The sequence below is a fragment of the uncultured Algibacter sp. genome, from assembly GCF_947490405.1.
GTDB lineage: Bacteria > Bacteroidota > Bacteroidia > Flavobacteriales > Flavobacteriaceae > Algibacter_B.
Genome location: NZ_CANLGU010000007.1, coordinates 95,877 through 119,923, shown reverse-complemented (window position 1 = coordinate 119,923; position 24,047 = coordinate 95,877). Strand labels below are relative to the sequence as shown.

The 24,047-nt window shown below is 32.6% G+C and carries 23 protein-coding genes; 17 read left to right on the top strand and 6 right to left on the bottom strand.

What is annotated here, in order from left to right; all coding sequences use genetic code 11:
• Positions 1 to 3 precede the first annotated feature (3 nt).
• Together Q0772_RS14525 and Q0772_RS14520 are read right to left on the bottom strand one after the other, a co-directional pair.
• Positions 4 to 588 (bottom strand): NUDIX domain-containing protein, encoded by a 585-nt coding sequence (locus Q0772_RS14525; RefSeq protein WP_298346285.1) that lies wholly within the window; start codon positions 586 to 588, stop codon positions 4 to 6.
• A 163-nt stretch (positions 589 to 751) separates the two neighbouring features.
• The gene (locus Q0772_RS14520) at positions 752 to 4,579 is read right to left on the bottom strand and encodes a T9SS type A sorting domain-containing protein (RefSeq protein ID WP_298346283.1); all 3,828 of its coding nucleotides are present in this window, start codon (positions 4,577 to 4,579) and stop codon (positions 752 to 754) included.
• Between the two features lie 211 nt (positions 4,580 to 4,790).
• Here Q0772_RS14520 and pyrE point away from each other — a divergent pair, with 211 nt between their 5' ends.
• Complete coding sequence (pyrE, locus tag Q0772_RS14515) at positions 4,791 to 5,435, top strand: orotate phosphoribosyltransferase (RefSeq protein ID WP_298346281.1); 645 nt, start codon at positions 4,791 to 4,793, stop codon at positions 5,433 to 5,435.
• Positions 5,436 to 5,460: 25 nt separating this feature from the next.
• Positions 5,461 to 5,856: an SRPBCC family protein gene (locus Q0772_RS14510; protein ID WP_298346278.1), complete on the top strand. Its 396-nt coding sequence runs from the start codon at positions 5,461 to 5,463 to the stop codon at positions 5,854 to 5,856.
• Here the strand turns inward: Q0772_RS14510 and Q0772_RS14505 are convergent.
• Positions 5,853 to 6,584: a biotin--[acetyl-CoA-carboxylase] ligase gene (locus Q0772_RS14505; protein ID WP_298346276.1), complete on the bottom strand. Its 732-nt coding sequence runs from the start codon at positions 6,582 to 6,584 to the stop codon at positions 5,853 to 5,855. The genes Q0772_RS14510 and Q0772_RS14505 overlap by 4 nt on opposite strands.
• Before the next feature lie 94 nt (positions 6,585 to 6,678).
• On the opposite strand from Q0772_RS14505, the gene rsfS reads away from it, so the two are divergent.
• From rsfS to Q0772_RS14475, 6 genes are all read left to right on the top strand, one after another.
• A complete protein-coding gene (gene rsfS, locus Q0772_RS14500) occupies positions 6,679 to 7,050 on the top strand; it encodes a ribosome silencing factor (RefSeq protein WP_298346274.1) in 372 nt (123 codons plus the stop codon).
• Between the two features lie 8 nt (positions 7,051 to 7,058).
• Positions 7,059 to 9,023 (top strand): ATP-dependent zinc metalloprotease FtsH, encoded by a 1,965-nt coding sequence (gene ftsH, locus Q0772_RS14495; protein ID WP_298346272.1) that lies wholly within the window; start codon positions 7,059 to 7,061, stop codon positions 9,021 to 9,023.
• A gap of 121 nt (positions 9,024 to 9,144) precedes the next feature.
• Positions 9,145 to 9,753, top strand: a complete 609-nt coding sequence (locus tag Q0772_RS14490) for an LUD domain-containing protein (protein WP_298346270.1) — start codon at positions 9,145 to 9,147, stop codon at positions 9,751 to 9,753.
• 1 nt (position 9,754) lies between these two features.
• Complete coding sequence (locus Q0772_RS14485; RefSeq protein WP_298346268.1) at positions 9,755 to 10,576, top strand: phosphatidate cytidylyltransferase; 822 nt, start codon at positions 9,755 to 9,757, stop codon at positions 10,574 to 10,576.
• On the top strand, positions 10,566 to 11,216 hold the full coding sequence (locus tag Q0772_RS14480; protein ID WP_298346266.1) for a phosphatidylserine decarboxylase family protein: 651 nt from the start codon (positions 10,566 to 10,568) through the stop codon (positions 11,214 to 11,216). Before Q0772_RS14485 ends, Q0772_RS14480 begins: the two co-directional genes overlap by 11 nt.
• Positions 11,216 to 11,482, top strand: coding sequence for an acyl-CoA-binding protein (locus tag Q0772_RS14475; RefSeq protein WP_298346264.1), 267 nt, complete (start codon positions 11,216 to 11,218; stop codon positions 11,480 to 11,482). The genes Q0772_RS14480 and Q0772_RS14475 overlap by 1 nt, the downstream gene beginning before the upstream one ends.
• A 13-nt stretch (positions 11,483 to 11,495) precedes the next feature.
• Here the strand turns inward: Q0772_RS14475 and Q0772_RS14470 are convergent, their stop codons facing one another.
• Entirely contained in the window at positions 11,496 to 14,129 is a 2,634-nt protein-coding gene (locus Q0772_RS14470) for a valine--tRNA ligase (protein ID WP_298346262.1), read from the bottom strand.
• A 305-nt stretch (positions 14,130 to 14,434) separates the two neighbouring features.
• On the opposite strand from Q0772_RS14470, the gene Q0772_RS14465 reads away from it, so the two are divergent.
• The gene (locus Q0772_RS14465) at positions 14,435 to 14,851 is read left to right on the top strand and encodes a DUF1573 domain-containing protein (protein ID WP_298346260.1); all 417 of its coding nucleotides are present in this window, start codon (positions 14,435 to 14,437) and stop codon (positions 14,849 to 14,851) included.
• Between the two features lie 54 nt (positions 14,852 to 14,905).
• Here the strand turns inward: Q0772_RS14465 and Q0772_RS14460 are convergent, their stop codons facing one another.
• Entirely contained in the window at positions 14,906 to 16,192 is a 1,287-nt protein-coding gene (locus Q0772_RS14460) for an aspartyl protease family protein (RefSeq protein ID WP_298346258.1), read from the bottom strand.
• Between the two features lie 162 nt (positions 16,193 to 16,354).
• Between Q0772_RS14460 and Q0772_RS14455 the strand changes: the two genes are divergently transcribed.
• From Q0772_RS14455 to Q0772_RS14440, 4 genes are all read left to right on the top strand, one after another.
• Positions 16,355 to 17,545 (top strand): pyridoxal phosphate-dependent aminotransferase, encoded by a 1,191-nt coding sequence (locus tag Q0772_RS14455; protein ID WP_298346256.1) that lies wholly within the window; start codon positions 16,355 to 16,357, stop codon positions 17,543 to 17,545.
• Positions 17,545 to 18,558 (top strand): UDP-N-acetylmuramate dehydrogenase, encoded by a 1,014-nt coding sequence (gene murB, locus Q0772_RS14450; protein ID WP_298346254.1) that lies wholly within the window; start codon positions 17,545 to 17,547, stop codon positions 18,556 to 18,558. Before Q0772_RS14455 ends, murB begins: the two co-directional genes overlap by 1 nt.
• Before the next feature lie 67 nt (positions 18,559 to 18,625).
• Positions 18,626 to 19,159 (top strand): RNA polymerase sigma factor, encoded by a 534-nt coding sequence (locus tag Q0772_RS14445; protein WP_298346252.1) that lies wholly within the window; start codon positions 18,626 to 18,628, stop codon positions 19,157 to 19,159.
• An 8-nt stretch (positions 19,160 to 19,167) separates the two neighbouring features.
• A complete protein-coding gene (locus tag Q0772_RS14440) occupies positions 19,168 to 19,956 on the top strand; it encodes an anti-sigma factor (RefSeq protein ID WP_298346251.1) in 789 nt (262 codons plus the stop codon).
• Positions 19,957 to 20,030: 74 nt separating this feature from the next.
• Here Q0772_RS14440 and aqpZ read toward each other — a convergent pair whose 3' ends face one another.
• Positions 20,031 to 20,717: an aquaporin Z gene (gene aqpZ, locus Q0772_RS14435; protein ID WP_298346248.1), complete on the bottom strand. Its 687-nt coding sequence runs from the start codon at positions 20,715 to 20,717 to the stop codon at positions 20,031 to 20,033.
• Positions 20,718 to 20,860: 143 nt separating this feature from the next.
• Here aqpZ and Q0772_RS14430 point away from each other — a divergent pair, with 143 nt between their 5' ends.
• The 4 genes from Q0772_RS14430 to Q0772_RS14415 are packed head-to-tail and all read left to right on the top strand — an operon-like array spanning position 20,861 to position 23,935.
• The gene (locus Q0772_RS14430; protein WP_298346246.1) at positions 20,861 to 21,064 is read left to right on the top strand and encodes a membrane or secreted protein; all 204 of its coding nucleotides are present in this window, start codon (positions 20,861 to 20,863) and stop codon (positions 21,062 to 21,064) included.
• A 7-nt stretch (positions 21,065 to 21,071) separates the two neighbouring features.
• Complete coding sequence (locus tag Q0772_RS14425; RefSeq protein WP_298346244.1) at positions 21,072 to 22,184, top strand: glycosyltransferase; 1,113 nt, start codon at positions 21,072 to 21,074, stop codon at positions 22,182 to 22,184.
• Entirely contained in the window at positions 22,175 to 22,720 is a 546-nt protein-coding gene (locus Q0772_RS14420) for a sigma-70 family RNA polymerase sigma factor (protein WP_298346242.1), read from the top strand. The genes Q0772_RS14425 and Q0772_RS14420 overlap by 10 nt, the downstream gene beginning before the upstream one ends.
• Positions 22,721 to 23,935, top strand: a complete 1,215-nt coding sequence (locus Q0772_RS14415; RefSeq protein WP_298346240.1) for a divalent metal cation transporter — start codon at positions 22,721 to 22,723, stop codon at positions 23,933 to 23,935. It begins immediately after the preceding gene.
• The last annotated feature ends 112 nt before the right edge of the window (positions 23,936 to 24,047 follow it).

Sequence of the window (24,047 nt, the reverse complement as noted above, 5' to 3'; positions counted from 1 at the left end):
GGTTTAATCAATAAGTATTTTAATATTAGCATATGAGTTTTCCATGGCTTTTTTAATTTTCTTTTTCCCCAGCCATTTTACTTTGGTAATACCTTCTTTTTCCTGTGGATATAATTTACCATCAAAAGATGTTTGCATTTCAAACCAATAAGTGATTTTTATTCTATAGCGCCCCCTCCGTTTAAATATATGATATGTAGTTTCTAAAGGCTTAATAATCTTTAACCCTGTTACACCTGTTTCTTCCTCGACCTCTCGAATTGCAGTTTCCTCAATACTTTCCTTTTTTTCAATTTTTCCTTTGGGTAAATCCCATTTTCCGTTTCTATAAATAAAAAGTACTTTACCTTTATCATTATAAACCTTTCCACCTCCAGCAATGACATTTGGTGCTTTTTTTAAAAACTTTTTAAGTAATTTTTTTTCGTTTTTGTGTACTAAACATGCTTCTTTAATATCACCATGATTTAGCTTTCGTATCACTCTCCTCAGGATAACAGTCTTTAAGTCATAGTTTTTAACCCCCTTTTTTTCTTTTAGTTCGGTTGTTAAAATTATAGGTTTATCTCCAACAAATATTTTGTACATAAAGCATTTTTTGAGTAATTTCTACATAGTAAAAATATCATTTTTACTACCAAACTCCTCTCAGATGAAAATTATTTTTATAATAATTAATTATTACAAAAAAAGCGAGCTACCACAAATGTAACAGCTCGCTTATTAATAATTAAATCAAACCTTTGTTTTTCTATTTTTTTACTATTATTTTCTTAGTAATAGTTCTGTATTCTGATACAAATTGAACCAAATACATTCCAGAATTAAGTCTACCAGCATTTATTTTCTGCAATCCAAATTCTAAATCTGATGCTACTCCTGACATTACACTTCTACCACTAACATCAATGATATTAAAATTCATAATCTCATCTTCAATTAATTCTAATTCAACATTCAAATTGTTTGTTACTGGATTAGGGAAGAATTTTGATTTACTATTTTGAGCTATAAAATCATTTTTAAATTCTTGGTAACTACTATAATTATTAACAAACCCTTCTAAGCTACCATCGTTTCCTCCTTTAGCGAGCTCTGAACTCTTTCCACTATTTCCACCTCCATAGTATTTATTGAAAAAATAACAAAACCATTTTGAACCAATTACCAAATTAACAGCCCCTCTCACATCAAGTGATGCACATATATTGTTATCTTTAATTAAATTAACAACATCAAAACCTGTTGTTTGCCCCGGAACAACTACTGATAAATCAAGTGTTTCAGGATTATAAACAAGGCTATGAATTCTATAGAACCCCTTATGAGAAACTTCAAAACTAGGAGTTTCAGACACATTTAATATTGTCAAGGAGTATGCTTCTGTCAAAACATATAGTCTTTGGTAACCATTTGGTATAATTGCTTTTCTACTTGTTTTAGCAGAAATAGTAGCTATACCTTTATCTAAACAGCTAATTGGATTTTTAGAATACATTTTTCCAGAAAAAGCTATACACTCTTCAGATTCTTCTACCGTTACCGGAGCACCCGTGGCATCTAAGGATGCACAGATTCCTGTTGCACCTACTAAGTTTAATACATCTACGCCTGTTGTTACACCTAATTCTACAATACCTAAATCTAAATAGTTTGCACTATCTTCTCTGGCATCATATACTAAAGTGTGAATCGTATATAATCCTGATCCTTCTACTGTGAACTCTGGTGTAGCACTTACGTTTTCGATTACTAAGCTAGTTCCTGATGTCAGTACAAAAATCTGACTGTAGTCAGTTGGTACATTGATGTTACCATCTGGTGTAGCACTTATTGTTGCGCTACCGCCTGTTAATACTACTGTAGCTGCATCGGCTGTAATCGTTCCGGCATCAGCTGTACAATCTTCTACCGTTACTGGAGCACCCGCTGCATCTAAGGATGCACAGATTCCTGCTTCTCCTACTATCGTTAATACATCTACACCTGTTGTTACACCTAATTCTACAATACCTAAATCTAAATAGTTTGCACTATCGTCTCTAGCATCGTAAACTAATGTGTGGATAGTGTATAAACCTGAACTTTCTACTGTGAACTCTGGTGTAGCACTTACACTCTCGATAACTAAGCCTGTGCCTGATGTCAGTACAAAAATCTGACTGTAGTTAGCTGGTACATTGATGTTACCATCTGGGTGAGCGCTTATTGTGGCACTACCTCCTGTTAATACTACCGTGTCCGCATCAGCTGTAATCGTTCCTGCATCGGCTGTACAATCTTCTACCGTAACCGGAGCACCCGCTGCATCTAAGGATGCACAGATTCCTGCTTCTCCTACTATCGCCAATACATCTACACCTGTTGTTACACCTAATTCTACTATACCTAAATCTAAATAGTTTGCACTGTCTTCTCTGGCATCATAAACTAAAGTGTGAATCGTATATAAACCTGATCCTTCTACTGTGAACTCTGGTGTAGCACTTACACTCTCGATAACTAAGCCGGTTCCTGATGTCAGTACAAAAATCTGACTGTAGTTAGCTGGTACATTGATGTTACCATCTGGTGTAGCACTTATTGTGGCGCTGCCACCTGTTAATACTACCGTATCAGCATCAGCTGTAATCGTTCCTGCATCGGCTGTACAATCTTCTACCGTAACCGGAGCACCCGCTGCATCTAAGGATGCACAGATTCCTGCTTCTCCTACTATCGTCAATACATCTACGCCTGTTGTAACGCCTATCTCTACAATACCTAAGTCTAAATAGTTTGCACTGTCTTCTCTGGCATCGTAAACTAATGTGTGAATCGTATATAAACCTGATCCTTCTACTGTAAACTCTGGCGTAGCACTTACACTCTCGATAACTAAGCCGGTTCCTGATGTCAGTACAAAAATCTGACTGTAGTTAGCTGGTACATTGATGTTACCATCTGGGTGAGCGCTTATTGTGGCACTGCCGCCTGTTAATACTACCGTATCAGCATCAGCTGTAATCGTTCCTGCATCGGCTGTACAATCTTCTACCGTTACTGGGGCACCCGCTGCATCTAAGGATGCACAGATTCCTGCTTCTCCTACTATCGTCAATACATCTACGCCTGTTGTAACGCCTATCTCTACAATTCCTAAGTCTAAATAGTTTGCACTGTCTTCTCTGGCATCGTAAACTAAAGTGTGAATCGTATATAAACCTGAACTTTCTACTGTGAACTCTGGTGTAGCACTTACGTTTTCGATTACTAAGCCTGTCCCTGATGTCAGTACAAAAATCTGACTGTAGTTAGCTGGTACATTGATGTTACCATCTGGTGTAGCACTTATTGTGGCACTGCCTCCTGTTAATACTACCGTGTCCGCATCAGCTGTAATCGTTCCTGCATCGGCTGTACAATCTTCTACCGTTACCGGAGCACCCGCTGCATCTAAGGATGCACAGATTCCTGCTTCTCCTACTATCGTTAATACATCTACGCCTGTTGTTACACCTAATTCTACTATACCTAAGTCTAAATAGTTTGCACTTTCTTCTCTGGCATCGTAAACTAATGTGTGAATCGTATATAAACCTGATCCTTCTACTGTAAACTCTGGTGTAGCACTTACACTCTCGATAACTAAACCGGTTCCTGATGTCAGTACAAAAATCTGACTGTAGTTAGCTGGTACATTGATGTTACCATCTGGTGTAGCACTTATTGTGGCGCTGCCTCCTGTTAATACTACCGTATCAGCATCAGCTGTAATCGTTCCTGCATCGGCTGTACAAAAATCCAATGTTACAGAAACCCCTGTTACATCTAATGAAGCACATAAATTATTAGCTGTGACAATTGACAAAACATCACCTCCAGTCGTTTCTCCAAATACTACTACATTTAAATCCAAAAAGTTAAGACTCTCTGGTCTTGAATCGTACACTAATGTATGAACGGTATATTTACCACTTTCTTCAACAATAAAACTTGGAGTTCCATTTACTTGCTCTATAACTAAATCTTCTCCTGAGGTTAACACAAATATTTTGCTATAGCCATCTGGAACAACTACATCATCATTTGGAATAGCTTCAATACTCCCTAAACCTCCATTTACTGATCCTGATACACCTCTAAATGTTCCTGCATCAGCTTTACAGATATCACCCAAGGTGAAAGTTATTATTTTGGTATCACAATGTCCAATACCTAAATCGAATCTATATAGACTAGCTGTTAGCTTATAATTACCATCTCCAAGATTCCAAGCGTGGTTACCGGCAGGAAACGTATAGGGTAAAATATTTTCAGTTATCCTGTAAATAGCTCCTGTATCCAAATTTTCAACCACATATCGTGCACTCTGTGAGTGACCATCAACATGCATACTGATGAAAAAATTATTAGGTAAATCTTCTGAAACATATGTACCTCCATCTACTAGGACAGAAGACTCATGTCCGTTTGTAAATTCCAAACCCTCTATGTGTCCACAGCCAATTTGTGTATTAGCTTGGGTAAAAGTTATAAGGAAAATGAAATAAAAAAGGTATCTAGATTTGGGGAATTGGCAAAGTAATTTTGATATCATGACACTTTTGTTTAAATTATTTTCATCAAAGTTAAACAAAAAAATATTCATTTTAACGAAAAACACATACAAAAATGTAGCTTGTTTCCTTACAAATTAAGGGGTAACGAACTATCGTTGAATTTTTTAAAAAAAATACAATTGTTAAAAAAAAAATTATTAAAGTCATTAAACAATTACTTTAAAATAAATTTATGTGTAATTTTACACCATGATTTTTGATAAAAACACTGCAAAGAAAACAGCTGAAGTTTTATTACAAATAAATGCAATAAAACTCAAACCAAATGACCCCTTTACTTGGGCATCAGGATGGAAATCTCCAATTTATTGTGATAATAGAATTATCCTATCTTTCCCTCTAATCAGAAACTACATTCGCGAGGCAATGGGTAAACATATTGAAAAACAGTATGGAAAACCTGATGTAATTGCTGGAGTTGCTACAGGTGCTATAGGTATTGGCATGTTGGTTGCTGAATATTTAGGTCTCCCTTTTATTTATGTAAGACCAGATGCCAAGGGGCATGGTCGAAAAAATCAAATTGAGGGTTTTATTGAAAGTGGTCAAAATGTGGTAGTGGTTGAAGATTTAATTAGCACCGGAAAAAGCAGTTTAAATGCAGTTAAAGCTTTAAAAGAAGCTGACATTAACGTTAAAGGTATGGTAGCTATTTTTACTTATGGTTTTGACGTTGCTGCTGAAAATTTTAAAAAGGAAAATATACATCTAAACACCTTAAGTAATTACGAAAACTTACTTGAAGAAGCCTTAGAAACTAATTATATATCTGAAAAAGAATTGCAAACATTGTCAGAATGGAACACCAATCCTAGTAAATGGAACGCTAATTGATATATCTTATACAAAATCACAATTTATGAATTTAGAATCTCCAAAAATTAACGTTGATAAATCTTCTCAAGATGTTTTCAATTTCTTAACAGATATAAAAAACTTTAAAACTTTGATGCCAGAAAATATTAGCAAGTTTGAAGTTTTAGATGAGGATAAGTTTCTTTTTGCTTTAAAGGGTATGCCAGAAATTGTTCTAAAAAAGAAAGAAGTTATTCCACCGAGTAAAATTGTTTTAGGAGCAGCTGGGGGAAAAATTGATTTTTCTTTAATTGCTACTATCAGAGAAACTAGTGATGCATCCAGTGAAGTGAAATTAGACTTTACAGGCGACTTTAATCCCATGATGGCAATGATGATTAAAAGTCCTATTAGTAAATTTATTGAAACACTTGCAACCAATATTCCGCATGCGATTTAATAAAGTAATCTTATTTGTTTTAAATCATAAGCTTTTAGAATATTATCTTCTAAAAGAACTTTAAGCATTCCTACTTCAGAAACACCTTTGATAATACCAGAAAACATAACACCTTCAGCATCCATAAATGTTGAAGGTTTGTTCTTTCTAAAGAGATGCAATTCATACGCTGCTTTCAATTCTTCATAATTTCTATCCTTAAGTAACAAAAAATAATCTTTCAGATTTTTAATAATCATAATGATTAATTCATCTAAATCATAGTGCTGTCCTGAAATCAATTTTAGCGACGAAGCTTTGGGGAGATTATCAAACAGAGTTTGATTTACATTTAAACCAACTCCTATTATTGTGCCATATATCTTCCCTTGTTTCATGACATTTTCAATTAAAACACCGCATATTTTTTTATCTGCTGACAAAATGTCGTTCGGCCATTTAATACTTATTTTTGGTATTGATAAGTTACTTAGAGTCTTAATAAGTGCCAAACTAATTACCATACTTATGTAAAACGGTTCTTCCAATTCAAAATCTACAACGCCTTTAAACACACTAAACGTTAGGTTTTTAGATGTTTCAGATTCCCAAACAGTTCCCATTTGCCCACGACCATTTGTTTGGCTATTGGTAGATATAGCAGTGTAATCAGCAATTGATTCTGTAGAATAAAGCCTTTTTAAATAGCTATTTGTTGAATCGGTGGCATCAAGTTTGATTATACGCATAGAACGGTTATTATCTTACTCTAAAATCTTATGAATAATTTAAAGTATAAAGAACTAAAAAAATAATAACTTTGCAATAAATTAAATTCAATTAATGGCGAAACAAAAAATAAGCGCAGACCAATTAATATCAGTTATAATCAGTGGGATTGAAGATGTTAAAGGTAAAGAAATAAACATTTTAGATTTAAGAGATATTGATAACACCGTTTGTGATTACTTTATTATTTGTGAAGGAACTTCAAATACACAAGTAAACGCCATTGTAAATTCTGTTCAGAAAAAAGTAAGTAAAGAACTTAAGGACAACCCTTGGCACACCGAAGGGGCAGATAATGCCGAATGGGTATTGATTGATTATGTAAATGTTGTTGTACATGTATTTCAAAAGCATATCAGAGAGTATTATGATATCGAAAGCCTTTGGGGTGATGCAAAAACAACTGTAATAGAAACGAGTTACTAAAAAAACAAATGGCAAACGAAAAGAAAAATATAAAAGACAAAAAACCAAAATTCAGCCCATATTGGATTTATGGTATATTAATAGCTTTATTTCTAGGCTATCAATTGTTTAGCGGTGAAAGCTATCAAAATGCTAACAAAACAACACCATCTGATTTTTTTAAGTATCTAGAAGCAGGGGATATAGCACGTGTTGATATCGTAAAAAACACACGCGTAGCCAAAGTATATTTGACTAAAGATGCTGAAGCTAAAGAGATTCATAAAGGATCAAAACCACAAACATTTATCCCATCAGCTACTGCTTTACCTAATTATAGGTTTGAATTTGGTGATCTTCAGAATTTTGAAAATCAACTTAATGAGATGACTGAAGGTTTATCAACAAAACCAATTATAACTTTTGACACAGAAACCAATGATTGGGGAAATTTATTGATGGGTATCTTACCATTTATCCTTTTGATTGGTGTTTGGATATTTATCATGCGAAGAATGTCTGGTGGTGCTGGCGGTGGAGCTGGAGGCCAGATTTTTAACATAGGAAAGTCCAAAGCAAAACTCTTTGATCAGAATACTGAAGTTAAAACAAGTTTTAAAGATGTTGCTGGTCTTGAAGGCGCTAAAGAAGAAGTTCAAGAAATTGTAGATTTCCTGAAATTTCCAGAAAAATACACAACACTTGGTGGTAAGATTCCAAAAGGCGCTTTACTCGTAGGACCTCCTGGGACAGGAAAAACATTATTAGCAAAAGCTGTTGCTGGTGAAGCTAAAGTACCTTTCTTTTCTCTATCTGGTTCGGATTTTGTTGAAATGTTTGTTGGAGTTGGAGCTTCCCGTGTTAGAGATTTATTTAAGCAAGCTAAAGAAAAATCACCATCAATTATATTTATTGATGAGATTGATGCTATTGGTCGAGCTAGAGGTAAAAACGCCATGTCTGGAAGTAATGATGAACGGGAAAATACTCTAAACCAGTTATTAACAGAAATGGATGGTTTTGGTACAAACACTAACGTTATCGTTATAGCAGCCACCAATAGAGCCGATATTTTAGACAAAGCCTTAATGCGTGCTGGACGATTTGACAGACAAATTTTTGTAGACTTACCCGATGTAAGAGAACGCAAAGAGATTTTTGAAGTACACCTAAGACCACTTAAAAAAGCAAAAGATTTAGATTTAGATTTCTTATCAAAACAAACTCCTGGTTTTTCGGGAGCAGACATTGCTAATGTTTGTAATGAAGCAGCTTTAATTGCTGCCAGAAATGGCAAGAAAGCTGTTGACAAACAAGATTTCTTAGACGCCGTAGATAGAATTATTGGTGGTCTAGAAAAGAAAAATAAAATTATTACTCCTAGTGAAAAACGTGCTGTTGCATTTCATGAGGCTGGACACGCGGTTACAAGCTGGATGTTAGAACATGCTGCACCATTAATCAAAGTTACTATTGTGCCTCGTGGACGTTCATTAGGAGCAGCTTGGTATTTACCCGAAGAACGTTTAATAGTTAGACCTGAACAAATGTTAGATGAAATGTGCGCCGCTTTAGGTGGAAGGGCTGCAGAAAAAGTAATATTTGACAAAATATCAACAGGTGCACTAAGCGATCTAGAGAAGGTCACCAAACAAGCTCGTGCAATGGTTACTGTTTATGGTTTGAGTGATAAAATAGGGAATCTTACTTATTATGATTCTTCAGGACAAAGTGAATACGGATTCACAAAACCTTATAGCGAGGAAACTGCAGAACTTATAGACAAAGAAATATCTAGTATTATTGAAGAACAATACCAACGTGCTATAAAATTACTAGAAGCCAATAAAGATAAGCTAACAGAATTAGCAGAAGTTTTACTAGAAAAAGAGGTGATTTTTAAAGACAATCTTGAGAAAATATTCGGGAAGCGTCCATTTGAAAAAGAACAATCTGAAAACAAAGAAACTGACACAAAAGAGGAAGAAGAATAATCTGAAACTCACATGTTTTGTTAACCAAATGGTAAAAATCTTAAATTAATTGTAAGGTTAATTTAAGATTTTTTATATTTGATGAACATCGGAGGGAAATCGGTTAATAGCTTTACAATAAATGAGTCTTTTTAGGAAAATTTTTGGTTCGAAATCTGATCGTTCAGGTGAAGAATTAAAATCTCATGACCGTGGCAAGTACATGCCAGAAGTCAAGCTACCAATAGATGAAAGGTTTACCATAAACTTTAAAGCTAATGGTGGTAAGTTCTTATATTGTGAAAATTTAAATGAAATTTATAATAATTTAGGACACATTCTTGCCGAAAATGATTGGGAAGAAGAACAAGTTTTATTGTTAGATTCCGAATTGGAAGACAAGTTTAAAAACTCAAACCTACTCCCTACAAAAAAAATAAGTAAAGCCACTTACTTCCTAACTACTTGTGAAAATCTAATTGCTAACGATGGCTCGCTTTTAATCTCATCAAAACAAATTTTTGAAAAAAAACTACCAGAATTACCTTTTAACTTCATTGTTTTTGCCACAACAAGCCAAATAGTTGATAATATTGGTGAAGGTTTACGTGGTATAAAATCTAAAAACAGACAAAGAATACCTACAAATATCACGACCATAAAGCACTTTAAATCTGGAGATGAAAAGGATTTTTTAAGTTATGGTAGTAGTGCAAAAAACCTATATCTTTTACTGTTAGAAGACTTATAGAATGAAAGAAACACTCATCCGATCACTTTCTGGTTTAATCTATGTTTCTTTATTACTTATTTGTGTTTATATCGAACAGGCACTTATAGCACTTTTCTTTATATTTGGGTTAATCTGCATTGGAGAATTCAAAAAACTAATTCAGCTTAAGAGTAACATTCCGTATTTCATATTTATAATACTGTATGCTATTTTTGGATATTGGCAAGCTGTTTTAAACACCAATAAAGGTCTAAGCGAAGCAACTCAAATACTTATGGTGCTCTCCATTTTTGTGAATTTATTTCTAATAAAAGACTTGTTTTCTGGAAAAACCATTCCTCTTTTTAGTACTAAACGATTTTTACTAACTACATTTTATTTATCAAGTTCGTTTGTTTTTTTAATTTTAATTGCGAATTATTATCATAACTATAATCCAAATATTTTATTGGGCGCTTTTATTTTGGTTTGGGTTAATGATTCTTTTGCATACCTAGTGGGTAAAAACTTAGGCAAACAAAAACTTTTCGAAATTATTTCCCCAAAAAAAACAGTTGAAGGCTTTCTAGGTGGTTTATTCTTTTCATGCGTAGCAAGTTATTTTATAGCTACCTTTACAGCAACTTTAACTTTTACAAGTTGGCTTATTCTAAGTATCATAGTTAGTGTTTTTGGCACTTTAGGAGACTTAATAGAGTCTAAGTTTAAAAGACAAGCAAAAGTTAAAGATAGTGGTGTTATTATGCCAGGTCATGGTGGATTAATGGATCGACTGGATAGTATTATATTCGCTGCACCATTTATATATTTATTTTTAAGAATTTTAAATTATGTTTCATAAAGAAGGTCATAAAATTATAATTATAACACTAGTTATAATTGTTGGTTGTTTTCTATTAGTGGATAGCTTTATCGATATCACGTGGTTAAGAACCATCGTTATGGTAACTTTATTAGTTTTTCTAATTTTAATATTACAATTTTTTAGAAATCCAAAACGTAATACACACCTCAATAACAAACAAGTTATTTCTCCTGTAGACGGAAAAGTAGTTGTTATTGAAGAGGTTTTTGAAAAAGAATATTTTAATGAAAAACGACTCCAAGTTAGTGTTTTCATGTCGCCATTAAATGTGCATGTTACTCGCTACCCAATTGGTGGTAAAGTTGTATTTAGTAAATATCATCCAGGAAAATACCTTGTTGCGTGGCACCCAAAAGCGAGTGAAGAAAACGAGCGTACTACGGTAGTCGTCGAAAATAAAACTTATGGTAAAGTACTACACAGACAAATTGCTGGTGCTTTGGCGAAGCGTATTGTAAATTATGCTAAAATTGATGACAAAGCGATTCAAGGTGGTGAATCTGGATTCATCAAATTTGGTTCTAGAGTAGATTTATTTTTACCTATAGATACTAAGATTAAAGTAAAATTAAACCAAAAAGTTCGTGGTGGCGAAAGCGTTATTGCTGAAAACTAATGAGTAATAAAGAGTTGGATATAGAGTTTCAAGAAGCTGTTAATCGCGTAAGTGAGCATACTGAGCCTTTTCCGGCAGACACACTTTTAAAACTCTACGCTTACTACAAAAAAGCTACAAATAACTACAACCGCCCTAAAAGCAAAAAAGCCATTATAAACGCCTTTAAAACCAATGCTTTATTTCAAATAAAAGATATTAGCGAAGATGAAGCTAAACGCGAATACATTAACTTGGTTAATAATTATTTTTTGTATAGAGAATAATAAAAGTATTTGTTTAACTCAAACTAGCTAAACTAGCTTTTAATGTATCAATTTTAGCCAAAGCATCTGCTTCTTTTTTCTTCTCACTAGCTACAACTTGTTCTGGAGCATTATTTACAAAACGTTCGTTAGATAGTTTTTTCTGAACTGATTTTAAAAAACCCTCTGTATAATTTAATTCTTCTGTAAGTTTTTGGATTTCAGCTTCTACATCAATCGCTCCAACCATAGGAATAAAATACTCATTTGATTTTACTCTAAAAGTTAATGCACCTTCAATAGCTTCAGATGTATTTTCGATATTTTCTAAGTTTCCTAATTTAGAAATAACTCCATCAAAAGTAGTATTCGTATTTTCATTATTTATCATTGAAAACCTTATAGCATCTTTAAAAGCTATATTCTTTTGTTTTCTAATGTTTCTGATTCCTGAAATAACTTCTGATGCGAAATCAAACTCAGCAATTATAGTCTCATTTATAGTCTTAAATTCTGGCCATTTAGCAACAATTAATGCCTCTTCTGGAGTTCTTTCTGAAATATATTGCCAAATTTCTTCTGTTAAAAACGGCATAAACGGATGCAATACTTTAAGATTATTTTCGAAAGCTTTAATTACATCTTTATACGTTTTAGCATCTATTGGTTTTTGATAGGCTGGCTTAATAATTTCCAATAACCATGATGAAAAATCATCCATGATTAATTTATATATCGCCATGAGAGCATCACTTAATCGATATTTGCTAAAATGATCTTCAATTTCAATCAAAGCTTTTTGAAATTTTGTTTCGTACCATTCTAAACCTACTTTGGCTGTTTCTGGTTGAGGAATTGCTTCATCTATTTCCCAACCTTGAATTAATCGAAAGGCATTCCATATTTTGTTTCCAAACCCTTTTCCTTGTTGACAAAGCGCTTCATCAAACATTAAATCGTTTCCTGCGGCAGAACTCAATAACAAACCAACACGAACACCATCAGCACCGTATTCTTCAATAAGTTTTAATGCATCAGGAGAATTACCTAACGATTTACTCATTTTTCGACGTTGCTTATCACGTACTAAACCTGTTAAGTAAACATTTTCAAAAGGTTTTTCGTCTTTATATTCATACCCTGCAATAATCATACGTGCCACCCAAAAGAATAAAATATCAGGCCCTGTAACTAAATCGTTTGTTGGGTAATAGTATTTAATTTCTTCATTTTCTGGGTTACGTATACCATCAAAAACACTCATAGGCCATAACCAAGATGAGAACCACGTATCAAGAGCATCCTTATCTTGAGTTAAATCTGATAATTGAAGTTTCTCATTTGAAGCAGCAACCCTAGCTTTATCTAGAGCTTTTTCAATAGTTTCTGCTACTACAAAATCTTCTTTTCCATCACCATAATAATATGCCGGTATTTGTTGACCCCACATCAATTGACGTGAAATATTCCAATCTCGAATATTTTCCATCCAATGGCGATACGTATTTTCAAACTTTTTTGGAAATAACTTAATATCATCATCTTCCAAAACGGCTTTAATGGCAGGTTTTACCAAATCTTCCATTTTAAGAAACCACTGATCGCTTAAACGAGGTTCGATAACCGCTTTGGTTCTTTCTGAAGTTCCTACCTTATTGATGTGCGTTTCAGTTTTAACCAAAACACCATCTCCTTCTAGCTCTTTTACTATGTCTTTTCTAACTACAAAACGGTCTTTACCCTCGTAATGTAACCCGAAACTATTTAAAGACGCATCTTCATTGAAGATATCGATAACTTCTAACTTATGTTTATCTCCAAGATTCTTATCGTTTTCATCATGGGCTGGTGTAACTTTTAAACAACCTGTACCAAACTCAACATCAACATAATCATCTTCAATAATAGGAATTACGCGATTACAAATAGGTACAATAGCTTTCTTTCCACTTAAATGAGAAAAACGTTCATCATTGGGGTTTATGCAAATTGCGGTATCTCCAAAAATGGTCTCAGGGCGAGTTGTTGCAATAGTTAAAGTATCATTACTTCCTTCAATTTTATATTCTAAATAATATAAGTTTCCTTGGCGTTCTTCATGAATAACTTCTTCATCTGAAAGCGTTGTTTTTGCTTCAGGATCCCAGTTTACCATGCGATAACCACGATAAATCAAACCTTTTTCATATAAATCAATAAAAACCTTGATTACAGCTTCACTCATATCATCATCCATCGTGAATTTGGTTCTATCCCAATCACAAGAACAACCCAATTTTTTCAGCTGTTCTAGAATAACGCCTCCATATTCTTCAGTCCAATCCCAGGCATGTTTTAAAAATTCATCACGAGATAAATCATTTTTATCTAAACCCTGTTCTTTTAACTTAGCAACCACTTTAGCTTCAGTAGCAATAGATGCGTGATCTGTACCAGGTACCCAGCATGCATTCTTACCCAATAAACGCGCACGACGAATTAAAACATCCTGAATGGTATTGTTAAGCATGTGCCCCATATGGAGTACTCCAGTTACATTTGGAGGCGGAATAACAACGGTATAAGGTTCTCTTTCATCTGGCTCTGAATGAAAATAATTGTGTTTCATCCAGTAATCGTACCACTTACTTTCTACCTGACTTGCATCATATTTTGATGGAATTTGCATGCTTTGGAATAGTTTTTGAATAATGATGTGCAAAAGTACTTATATTTCTTTTTCTATAAAAACTATAAAAGGTTTATAAAACTTAAGAAAATAAGAGTTCTTTATAGTTTTTGAAGAAAATCAAAGAAAACTGTACGTACTTTTATCTAGGTTAAATATGTTAATATCTCTGCATTACGTCTATTATTTTTGCAGGTTGTAGAAAAAGTGACTATGTTTGACTTAGTTATAAAGCTAAAAATAATATTAACTCCTGAATTACAAGGGGTTTAGAAAACGAAGAAAGAATAACAAAAAATAGAATCATGAAACAATTAATTACTATTTTATTTATTGGTTTAGTTAGTTTTTCAATAAACGCACAAGCTAAAATTGAATTTAAGTCTGAAGTTATAGATTATGGAACTATAGAAAAAGGCGCCGACGGTGTTCGTGTATTTGAATTTACCAATACAGGAGACGAACCATTAATAATATCTAAAGTATCTTCTAGCTGTGGATGTACTATACCCAAAAAACCTAAAGACCCTATAATGCCAGGTGAAACGGGTGAGATTGAGGTAAAATATGATACTAAAAGAGTAAACCCAATTAGAAAAACAATTACAGTTATGTCTAATGCGGAAACACCTACAGTTGCTTTAAAGATTAAAGGTTTAGTTATAGATCCAAGTAAAGTAAGTGTGTTAGATAAAAAAGAAAAAAGTGTGATGCAACAATAAGCTTTACTAAAATATAAAATAAAAGGCTTGAATATTTATTCGAGCCTTTGTTGTTTAAAAAAGTTTCTGCAAAATAAATTTGTAATACATCACTACTCCATTTCTATCAATCTGCATTTTTATTTTCTTACCATCATAGTCATAAAAAATTCTCATAATCTCTTGTAAAGTAAATTCATGAGTTTGCTTACTGTTTATTGCCAAAATAATATCTCCTATTTTTAACCCTGCTTGTTCTGCTGGAGACCCCTTTCTCAACTCCACTATAGCTATTGCAGGCTTTAATATTAACTTATATTGTGGATTAAAAATTATTGTATTATTTCTATTCGTACTACTACTTTTTTTAACGTTATATGTGTTTTTGATTTGTTTTACAATACGCACTCCATTATGTGCCAACTCAATACCACTTTTATTATAGCTAAACTTTTCTTTAAAACTCCTATTTCTCCTCAAAATCATTGTAGCGCTTTGGTAATCGAATATAATATTAAATCGCTTTAAAATATTTCCTGAAATACTGCCGTTCCTTTCTTTAATTTGTGTGGCAAAAAAAATATTTTCTTTATTTGGGAATGCCACATTGGCATCCTTTATAACAAAAGTCTTTAGCCCTAAAGTTTGTACCCTAGACCTTTTACCATAAACGCTTCCATTTAATCCATGACCAAGGAAATCGTTAAAAAAATTTTTACTTGATTTAATGTCTAAAGAGTCATTTTCAAATAGCCACAAAGCATCACTACCTCCCGAATCAATTAATAATTTAACAGGTATGGTTTTGTTATTTAACTCTACTCTTGCATTCAAATAAGGTTTTCCGTTGTAAAATTCCAAATTAATTCTTTCACATTTTTTACACACCCTATTTTTATAAACTTCTCTTTCTGTTAACTTTAGCCATCTTGCCGAATAATTAATTTCAACAATCAAATCCTTAAAAACATCTAAACCAATAATACCATGAATGGGAATACCTAACCTGGGCGCAAAATTTAAATCATTATTGAATACTGCATACAACTCTTGGTTCAATTTTATGGCATCTCCAATTTTAAAAATATTATTCGTTGATTTTAAAGCTTCAACAGATTCACCTCCTCCTAAACCTCTTAAAAATATAGTTTCAGTATTTTTTATTTGTAAGGTATCAGATACATTCAAAAAGTTAAAAATAATAGCTTTACTTACGCCTGTATCTAATAAAAATGATAAATTCACACCATTAATATCAACAGGAATAACAATTAAATTATTAATAAGTTTGAATTTAATTTTATCAGATTGCTTTTTATTTTGAATAACAAACTTATTTTGAGTAAAACAAGTATTACCCATACAGAGGAGAAATAATATTATTAAAAACCTACAGTTCATTTACAATTAAACATTAATCACATAATCAATTTACAAATCTTTATGTATGCAGAATCATTTAGCTTTATATTTTAAAAAAACTTTAAGATAATTTTCTCAACTTTGCCAACTAAACAGTTTTAAATGCCAACTATATCAAAAAAAGGGCATGATATGCCAGCTTCTCCTATTAGAAAACTTGTCCCTTATGCGGAACAAGCCACTAAAGAAGGAAAAAGCATATATTATTTAAATATTGGTCAACCGGATATAAAAACTCCAAATGTTGCTTTAGAGGCGGTTAAAAACAATAATGTAGAAATTTTATCTTATTCTAGATCCGAAGGTTCTGATACTTATAGAAAAAAACTGGCTAAATATTATAATAGTCATAATATAAAAGTTACTCATAAAGACATTATTGTAACTTCAGGTGCCAGTGAAGCTTTGTTATTTTTGTTTAGTAGTATTATGGATCCAGGTGATGAAGTCATCATATCCGAACCCTTCTATGCAAACTATATTGCTTTTTCGACGGCTTCTGGTGTTAATGTAATTCCAGCAATTTGTGATATAGACGATAATTTTGCGTTACCTTCTATTGAAGCCTTTGAGAAATTAATCACTCCAAAAACCAAAGCTATATTAATTTGCAACCCAGGTAATCCTACAGGTTACTTGTACTCAAAACAAGAAATTGAAAAACTTGCTTCAATTGTCATTAAACATGACTTGTTTTTAGTAGCAGATGAAGTTTATCGAGAATTTGTTTACGATGGACATAAACATTACTCTATTATGGGAGTTGATGGTATTGACCAAAATGCCGTAATTATAGATTCCGTTTCAAAACGCTACAGTATGTGTGGTGCACGAGTGGGATGCTTAGTCTCAAAAAACATAAAAGTCATGCAAACGGTACTTAAATTTGCTCAAGCTAGATTAAGTCCACCAACTTATGCTCAAATAGCTAGTGAAGCTGCATTAGACACACCGCAAAGTTATTTTGATGATGTTATAAAAGAATATGTAGATAGAAGAGACACATTAATAGCAGAATTACAAAAAATTGATGGTATAAAAGTTGCTAAACCAAAAGGTGCTTTTTATTGTATTGTAGAATTACCAATTAAAAACTCTGATGATTTTGCCCAATGGCTTTTAGAAGATTTTGAAGTTAACAACGAAACTATTATGGTTGCTCCTGCTGGCGGATTTTATTCTACACCAGGCATTGGTTTGAACCAAATTAGAATTGCATACGTACTTAATAAAGAAAGTTTAATTAAAGCTGTTCGGATTTTAAAAGAAGCCTTAAAAGTTTATAAAGACTAGTGCACATTCAAAACAACATATCTTTAAAACCATACAACACATTTGGTATTGATGTTAATGCAAAACATTTTGTTTCGGTAAGTAATGTTGATGATTTAAAGCAAATTTTATCCTCAAAAAACTATCCAAATAAACTTGTATTAGGTGGCGGCAGTAATATGCTACTCACAAAAGATTTTGACGGCCTCGTTATACATATCAACCTTAAAGGGATTTCTATAATTTCTGAAAATGACAACACCGTAATAGTTAAGGCTAATGCAGGTGAAAATTGGCACAACTTTGTACTTTGGTGTATTGAAAATGATTATGGCGGAATTGAGAATTTATCTTTAATACCAGGCAATGTTGGTACGGCTCCAATTCAAAATATTGGTGCTTATGGAGTAGAATTAAAAGATGTTTTTGAGTCTTGCGAAGCTATATCTCTAGAAACAAAATCGCTACAATCGTTCTCTAAATCTGATTGTAGTTTTGGATATAGAAATTCCATTTTCAAGCAAAAAGCAAAAGGCAAGTATATAATAACTAGTGTTTATTTTAAACTTTCAAAACAGAATCATAATTTAAATATAAATTATGGTGCTATTTCATCTGAGTTGAATATGATGAAAGTAAGTCATCCAACTATCCAAGATGTTTCAAAAGCTGTTATAAGTATACGAGAAAGCAAACTACCTAACCCAAAAGAAATCGGAAACAGTGGAAGCTTTTTTAAAAATCCTGTTATTTCAAAAACACTATTTAATACTCTCTTAGAAAATTTTGAAGATATCCCTAGCTACCCAGTATCAAAACAAGAAGTAAAAGTTCCTGCAGGTTGGCTTATAGAAAAAGCTGGTTTTAAAGGTAAACGCTTTAGAAATTATGGAGTGCATAAAAACCAAGCTTTAGTGCTTGTAAATTATGATGATGCTAAAGGAATTGATATTCTCAATCTTTCAAAATTAATTCAAAAAACTGTTCATCGTCTTTTTGGGATTTCTATTGAAGCTGAAGTAAACATCTTATAATCTAAAAGAAATTTCTAACTTTGATAAAAAGAATTATCATCCAAACACAGAAAAAAACTAATCCAATTTGATTTCACCAATAGAAAAGCAAATAGTTACTTTATTGCAAAATAGCGACAAAAAAGCTATTAGTTTACTTTATGCAAACTATGCTGATGCTTTATTTGGAGTTATCAAAAAGGTGATTTCTGATGATGATACAGCAGAAGATGTTCTACAAGAAACTTTTGTGAAAATTTGGCGCTATGCTAAAAAATACGATGCTAGTAAAGCAAAATTATTCACTTGGCTATACAGAATTGCTTACAACACTGCTATTGATAAAGTAAGGTCTCAAAAAAATAAAAGCAACAAAGAAGTCCAAATGGAGACTTCAGCCGTATATAAAGTAACATCTAACGAATTAAATCAGGATGTTTTAGATATAAAAAAACATCTAAGAAGCTTAGATGAGAAATATCAAATAGTGATTAATGCACTCTTTTTTGAGGGCATGACGCAGCAAGAAGCTAGCGATGAATTAGATATTCCGTTAGGAACAATAAAATCAAGATTAAAAATTGGATTACGTGAATTGAAAAAGATTTACGACCCTCAATAAACACTGTCATGAATGAGAAAATAACTACTTTTTTAAATTCTGGCCTATTAGAAAAATATCTTTTAGGTGACACCACTACTGCTGAAAATGAAATGGTGGAGTCTCATATTGCAAGATATCCAGAAGTCGAAAACGCCTACAACACCATGCAACACAACCTAGAGGTAGTTGCAAAAACTAATGCGACTGAAGCTCCTACACATATTTTAAATAATATTTTAAATGAGCTTGATGATGCACCGGTTTTAAAATTAAACACCTCTGTAAAGCACAAAAAATGGTATAAGTTTAGTGTTGCCGCTAGTATTGCAGCATTAATTTTTGCAGGAACATCGTACTTTTATTACAGTCATAATCAAAAACTTGCAAACGAAAATCAAGTTGTAGTTGATGAATTATTTGACTTACGTAGCGATATAGAGCAGAACAACAAAATGCTTGATAACGTTATGAGACAACTCTTGAAGCTCAACAACCCTGAGACTCAAAAGTATATCATTAAAGGAAATGAGCGTGCAAAAGATTTAAAAACAGTGGCGTATATTAATCCTAAAGAGAAAACATCGATGATTGATGTCGTTTCTCTTCCAGAATTACCAGAAGAACAGTGTTATCAAATCTGGGCAGAATTACAAGGTAAAATGGTTAATTTAGGAATTTTAGATAAAGCAGATAGAAAACTTAGAAACATTCCTTACACGGAAAATGCTCTTGCATTAAGCATTACAATAGAACCTAAAGGCGGAAATAACATTGCTTCTACAGAGAACGCTGTAGCCCAAATAAGTTTACAATAAGGGTTTACACAAATAAAAAAGTCTCATTTTACATGTAAAATGAGACTTTTTTATACAATCTTATTTATTTAATACTACTCTTTATCAAAAAGGGCTTTATGAATAAATCCAGCCACTATAGCACCAGCTATTGGAGCAACCCAAAATAACCAAAGTTGAGCGGTGAACTCGCCTCCTGCAAATAATGCTTGACTTGTAGAGCGCGCTGGATTAACAGAAGTATTAGTAATAGGAATACTTATTAAATGTATTAAAGTTAACCCTAATCCTATTGCTATTGGAGCAAACCCTTTAGGTGCTCTAGAATTTGTACTACCAAGAATAATTAACAAGAAAAACATAGTTAGTAAAAACTCTGCAATTAAAGCTGCTGTCATTGAGTAACCGTCTGGCGACAAATCACCATAACCGTTAGCAGCAAAACCACCAATTGAAACAAAATCAGTTTTATTCGTCAAGATTAAATAGAGTGCTGCAGCTGCAGCAAAAGCACCCAATAATTGAGAAATAATGTATCCTATTAAGTCTTTAGCTTCAAACTTTCCACCAGCCCATAAACCTAAAGAAACAGCTGGATTAAAATGTCCTCCAGAAATATGTCCAACGGCATAAGCCATTGTTAAAACTGTTAAACCAAAGGCCAATGATACGCCTACAAAGCCAATACCTAATTCTGGGTAACCCGCTGCGAAAACAGCACTACCACAACCTCCAAAGACAAGCCAAAAGGTTCCAAAAAATTCTGCAAATAATTTTTTCATAATAAATAGTTTTAATCGGTTAGTATTTAAATGTATAAATAATTAGACCCCGAAACAGAAAATTAGTCACAAGTTTACACAGTTTTGCTTTTAATAATTATGAACTAAAACCCTATCTTTGTAGAAATAATTATTTACTCTCCATGAAACTTTTATTAATAACCATAGTGCTTTTAGGAATAGGTATTGCAGGAATTGCTATTAAAATATGGGCGAAAAAAGACGGTAAATTTGCTGGCACTTGCGCTAGCCAAAACCCTATGCTAAATAAAGAAGGTGAAGCTTGTGGTTTTTGTGGAAAAACCCCTGATCAATTTAGTAATTGCAACGAACCTCAACACTCTTAGTTTTTGCATGGTTTTTCTTGATCTTGTATTCTACGGGTATGTTGCTGTAGTTATTATTCAAGTTGTTTATTATACTCTTTTCTTTGGAAAATTTGCATTTACAAAGCCCAAAAATGTAGTTTCAAAAAATATTGCGGTTTCGGTTATTATTTGTGCTAAAAATGAAGCTGAAAACTTAAAATCTTTCCTACCATCAGTAATAAATCAAGAGTATCCTGAATTTGAAATTGTTTTAATAAATGATGCTTCAAAAGATGGTACCTTAAATATTATTCAAGAATATTCTAAACTACACAATAATATAAAGGTTGTTAATGTAAAACCTATTGAAGCTTTTTGGGGTAATAAAAAATACGCATTAACATTAGGTATAAAAGCTGCTAAACATGATTTTTTACTGTTTACTGACGCAGATTGTAAACCTGTTTCAAAACATTGGATAAAAGAAATGAGCGCGCATTTTAGTAATAAAAAAACTATCGTTTTAGGTTACGGTGCTTACTCAAAAGTTAAAAAATCGTTATTGAACAAACTCATTCGTTTTGAAACGCTTATAACTGCTATCAATTACTTTTCATTCGCTAAATTTGGCTTACCATATATGGGTGTTGGTCGAAATTTAGCATATACCAGAAAAGAATTTTTTGATGCTAATGGCTTTATTAATCACATAAAAGTACGCTCTGGTGATGATGATTTATTTATAAATCAAATAGCAACTCCTAAAAATACAGCAGTTTGTTTTTTAAAAGATAGTTTTACAGAATCTACTCCTAAAAAAACTTTTAAAGACTGGTTTAAGCAAAAAAGGCGCCATGTTTCAACAGCAAAACACTATAAAGTTAAGCATAAAGCTCTGCTTACGCTATTATACGTATCAAACTTTTTATTTTGGTTTCTAGGAACTATACTTCTAGCCTATTTATTTAAATGGAAAATTGTTCTTGGACTATTTATTCTAAGGCTTATTTTTCAATATACCATTATAGGAGTATCATCAAAAAAGCTAAATGAGACCGATTTGATTTTTTTTATTCCATTTTTGGAAGTTTTTCTCATTATTGCACAATTAACTATCTTTATAAATAATCTTATTTCAAAACCTAGCCATTGGAAATAGAGGAAGCCATTAAACGTGCTAAAGAAAACGACCAAAAAGCATTTAATTATTTATTAGATATTTATTGGGATGATGTTTATGGTTTTCAATTGAAACGCACTCATAATGAAAATGATGCTGAAGATATTACCATTCAAACATTCTCTAAAGCTTTTGATAAGATTAAAACTTATAAAGAATCGTATACTTTTAAAACATGGTTAATTACCATTTCTAAAAATATCCATGTCGATTTATTACGAAAGGAAAAAAATTCGATTACCCAAGTTCTTTCAAAGGATGATCGCAAAGCTTTTGAAGTCTTAGACGAGTCACCATCTGCTGAAGATAAGCTAATAACAGAACAACATTTAGCTAAATTACTTCGAGACATTAAAAAGTTAAAACCGCATTACCAAGAAGTTATAAACTTAAGGTACTTTCAAGAATTAAGCTATAAGGAAATTTCTAAAGAGCTTGATGAACCCATGAATAATATCAAAGTAAAATTACTTCGAGCTAAAAAATTGTTGGCTGAAATTATTATGAAAAAATAAATGATTGCTAAACTCAAAAATCTAGGTCCAGGACTTTTATTTGCAGGTGCAGCTATAGGTGTTTCGCATTTGGTACAATCTACTCGTGCTGGTGCAGATTTTGGTTTAGGCTTAATTTGGGCATTGCTTTTAGTTAACCTTTTTAAATATCCGTTTTTCCAGTTTGGTCCGCGTTATGCAACGGCCAGTGGAGAAAGCTTATTGGACGGCTACCTTAAGTTAGGAAAGGGTGTTTTATTGGTATATTTTATAATAAGTTTTGCTACTATTTTTACTATTCAAACTGCGGTAACCATAGTTACAGCGGGTTTAGCCTCTTCACTATTTGGAGATTTTATAAGTATTGAAGTTTGGACGGTTGTAATTCTTGCTATATGCTTAAGTCTATTAATTTTTGGTAAATACAAACTTTTAGATAGGATGATAAAAATTATAATTATCATCCTTACAATTAGTACTCTTGTAGCTGTTAGTATAGCGCTTTTTAATAATACAAATGCAGTCTCTTTAAAGCAAATTTTACCTAAAAACAGTATAGAGATAGCCTTTTTAATAGCCTTTATGGGTTGGATGCCTGCACCACTAGATATTGCAGTGTGGCAATCGTTATGGTCTGTTGAAAAACAAAAAGACACTAAAAATTATAATACAAAATCGGCTTTATTTGATTTTAACGTGGGATACATTGGAACGATTGCTCTAGGTATTGGCTTTGTACTTTTAGGGACTTTAGTTATGTTTAATAGTGGAGAAACATTTAGCAATAAGGCTACTGTATTTTCTAGTCAATTAATAAGCATGTATACCTCTAGTCTTGGAAACTGGGCTTATATTATTATTGGGATTGCAGCTTTTACTACCATGTTTAGCACTACTTTAACAACTTTAGATGCTTCTCCTAGAGCCATGGCCAAAACCACACAGCTTCTTTTTAAAAAGGCCACAAAATTTAATTATGGGTTTTGGGTTGGCTTGCTTACTCTTGGAACTATTAGTATATTTTTCTTTTTAGCCTCGGAAATGGGTTTATTAATTAAGATTGCTACTATTTTATCGTTTATAACTGCTCCTTTTTATGCGATTATTAACTACCTCTTAATTTCTAGTAAGCATACACCAGAATATTGGCGACCATCGAAAACAATGCATATTTTAAGTGTTTCTGGTATTATTTTTTTAATGGGGTTTAGTATTTGGTTTTTAACAACACTATAGTTTTTACTGTGTTTTTTAGCTTACCTAACGGTTGATTAATTTATTGTAATTATGAATTGAAATTCTGCATTGCGTTAGGGATTGAGGCGTTTGTTGAAGCTCTTTTTGTGTT

Bases quoted from the DNA above. Each gene is read 5' to 3' on its own strand.
- Q0772_RS14525 (WP_298346285.1), bottom strand. From the start codon at position 588: ATGTACAAAATATTTGTTGGAGATAAACCTATAATTTTAACAACCGAA.
- Q0772_RS14520 (WP_298346283.1), bottom strand. From the start codon at position 4,579: ATGATATCAAAATTACTTTGCCAATTCCCCAAATCTAGATACCTTTTT.
- pyrE (WP_298346281.1), top strand. From the start codon at position 4,791: ATGATTTTTGATAAAAACACTGCAAAGAAAACAGCTGAAGTTTTATTA.
- Q0772_RS14510 (WP_298346278.1), top strand. From the start codon at position 5,461: ATGAATTTAGAATCTCCAAAAATTAACGTTGATAAATCTTCTCAAGAT.
- Q0772_RS14505 (WP_298346276.1), bottom strand. From the start codon at position 6,584: ATGCGTATAATCAAACTTGATGCCACCGATTCAACAAATAGCTATTTA.
- rsfS (WP_298346274.1), top strand. From the start codon at position 6,679: ATGGCGAAACAAAAAATAAGCGCAGACCAATTAATATCAGTTATAATC.
- ftsH (WP_298346272.1), top strand. From the start codon at position 7,059: ATGGCAAACGAAAAGAAAAATATAAAAGACAAAAAACCAAAATTCAGC.
- Q0772_RS14490 (WP_298346270.1), top strand. From the start codon at position 9,145: ATGAGTCTTTTTAGGAAAATTTTTGGTTCGAAATCTGATCGTTCAGGT.
- Q0772_RS14485 (WP_298346268.1), top strand. From the start codon at position 9,755: ATGAAAGAAACACTCATCCGATCACTTTCTGGTTTAATCTATGTTTCT.
- Q0772_RS14480 (WP_298346266.1), top strand. From the start codon at position 10,566: ATGTTTCATAAAGAAGGTCATAAAATTATAATTATAACACTAGTTATA.
- Q0772_RS14475 (WP_298346264.1), top strand. From the start codon at position 11,216: ATGAGTAATAAAGAGTTGGATATAGAGTTTCAAGAAGCTGTTAATCGC.
- Q0772_RS14470 (WP_298346262.1), bottom strand. From the start codon at position 14,129: ATGCAAATTCCATCAAAATATGATGCAAGTCAGGTAGAAAGTAAGTGG.
- Q0772_RS14465 (WP_298346260.1), top strand. From the start codon at position 14,435: ATGAAACAATTAATTACTATTTTATTTATTGGTTTAGTTAGTTTTTCA.
- Q0772_RS14460 (WP_298346258.1), bottom strand. From the start codon at position 16,192: ATGGGTAATACTTGTTTTACTCAAAATAAGTTTGTTATTCAAAATAAA.
- Q0772_RS14455 (WP_298346256.1), top strand. From the start codon at position 16,355: ATGCCAACTATATCAAAAAAAGGGCATGATATGCCAGCTTCTCCTATT.
- Q0772_RS14440 (WP_298346251.1), top strand. From the start codon at position 19,168: ATGAATGAGAAAATAACTACTTTTTTAAATTCTGGCCTATTAGAAAAA.
- aqpZ (WP_298346248.1), bottom strand. From the start codon at position 20,717: ATGAAAAAATTATTTGCAGAATTTTTTGGAACCTTTTGGCTTGTCTTT.
- Q0772_RS14430 (WP_298346246.1), top strand. From the start codon at position 20,861: ATGAAACTTTTATTAATAACCATAGTGCTTTTAGGAATAGGTATTGCA.
- Q0772_RS14425 (WP_298346244.1), top strand. From the start codon at position 21,072: ATGGTTTTTCTTGATCTTGTATTCTACGGGTATGTTGCTGTAGTTATT.
- Q0772_RS14415 (WP_298346240.1), top strand. From the start codon at position 22,721: ATGATTGCTAAACTCAAAAATCTAGGTCCAGGACTTTTATTTGCAGGT.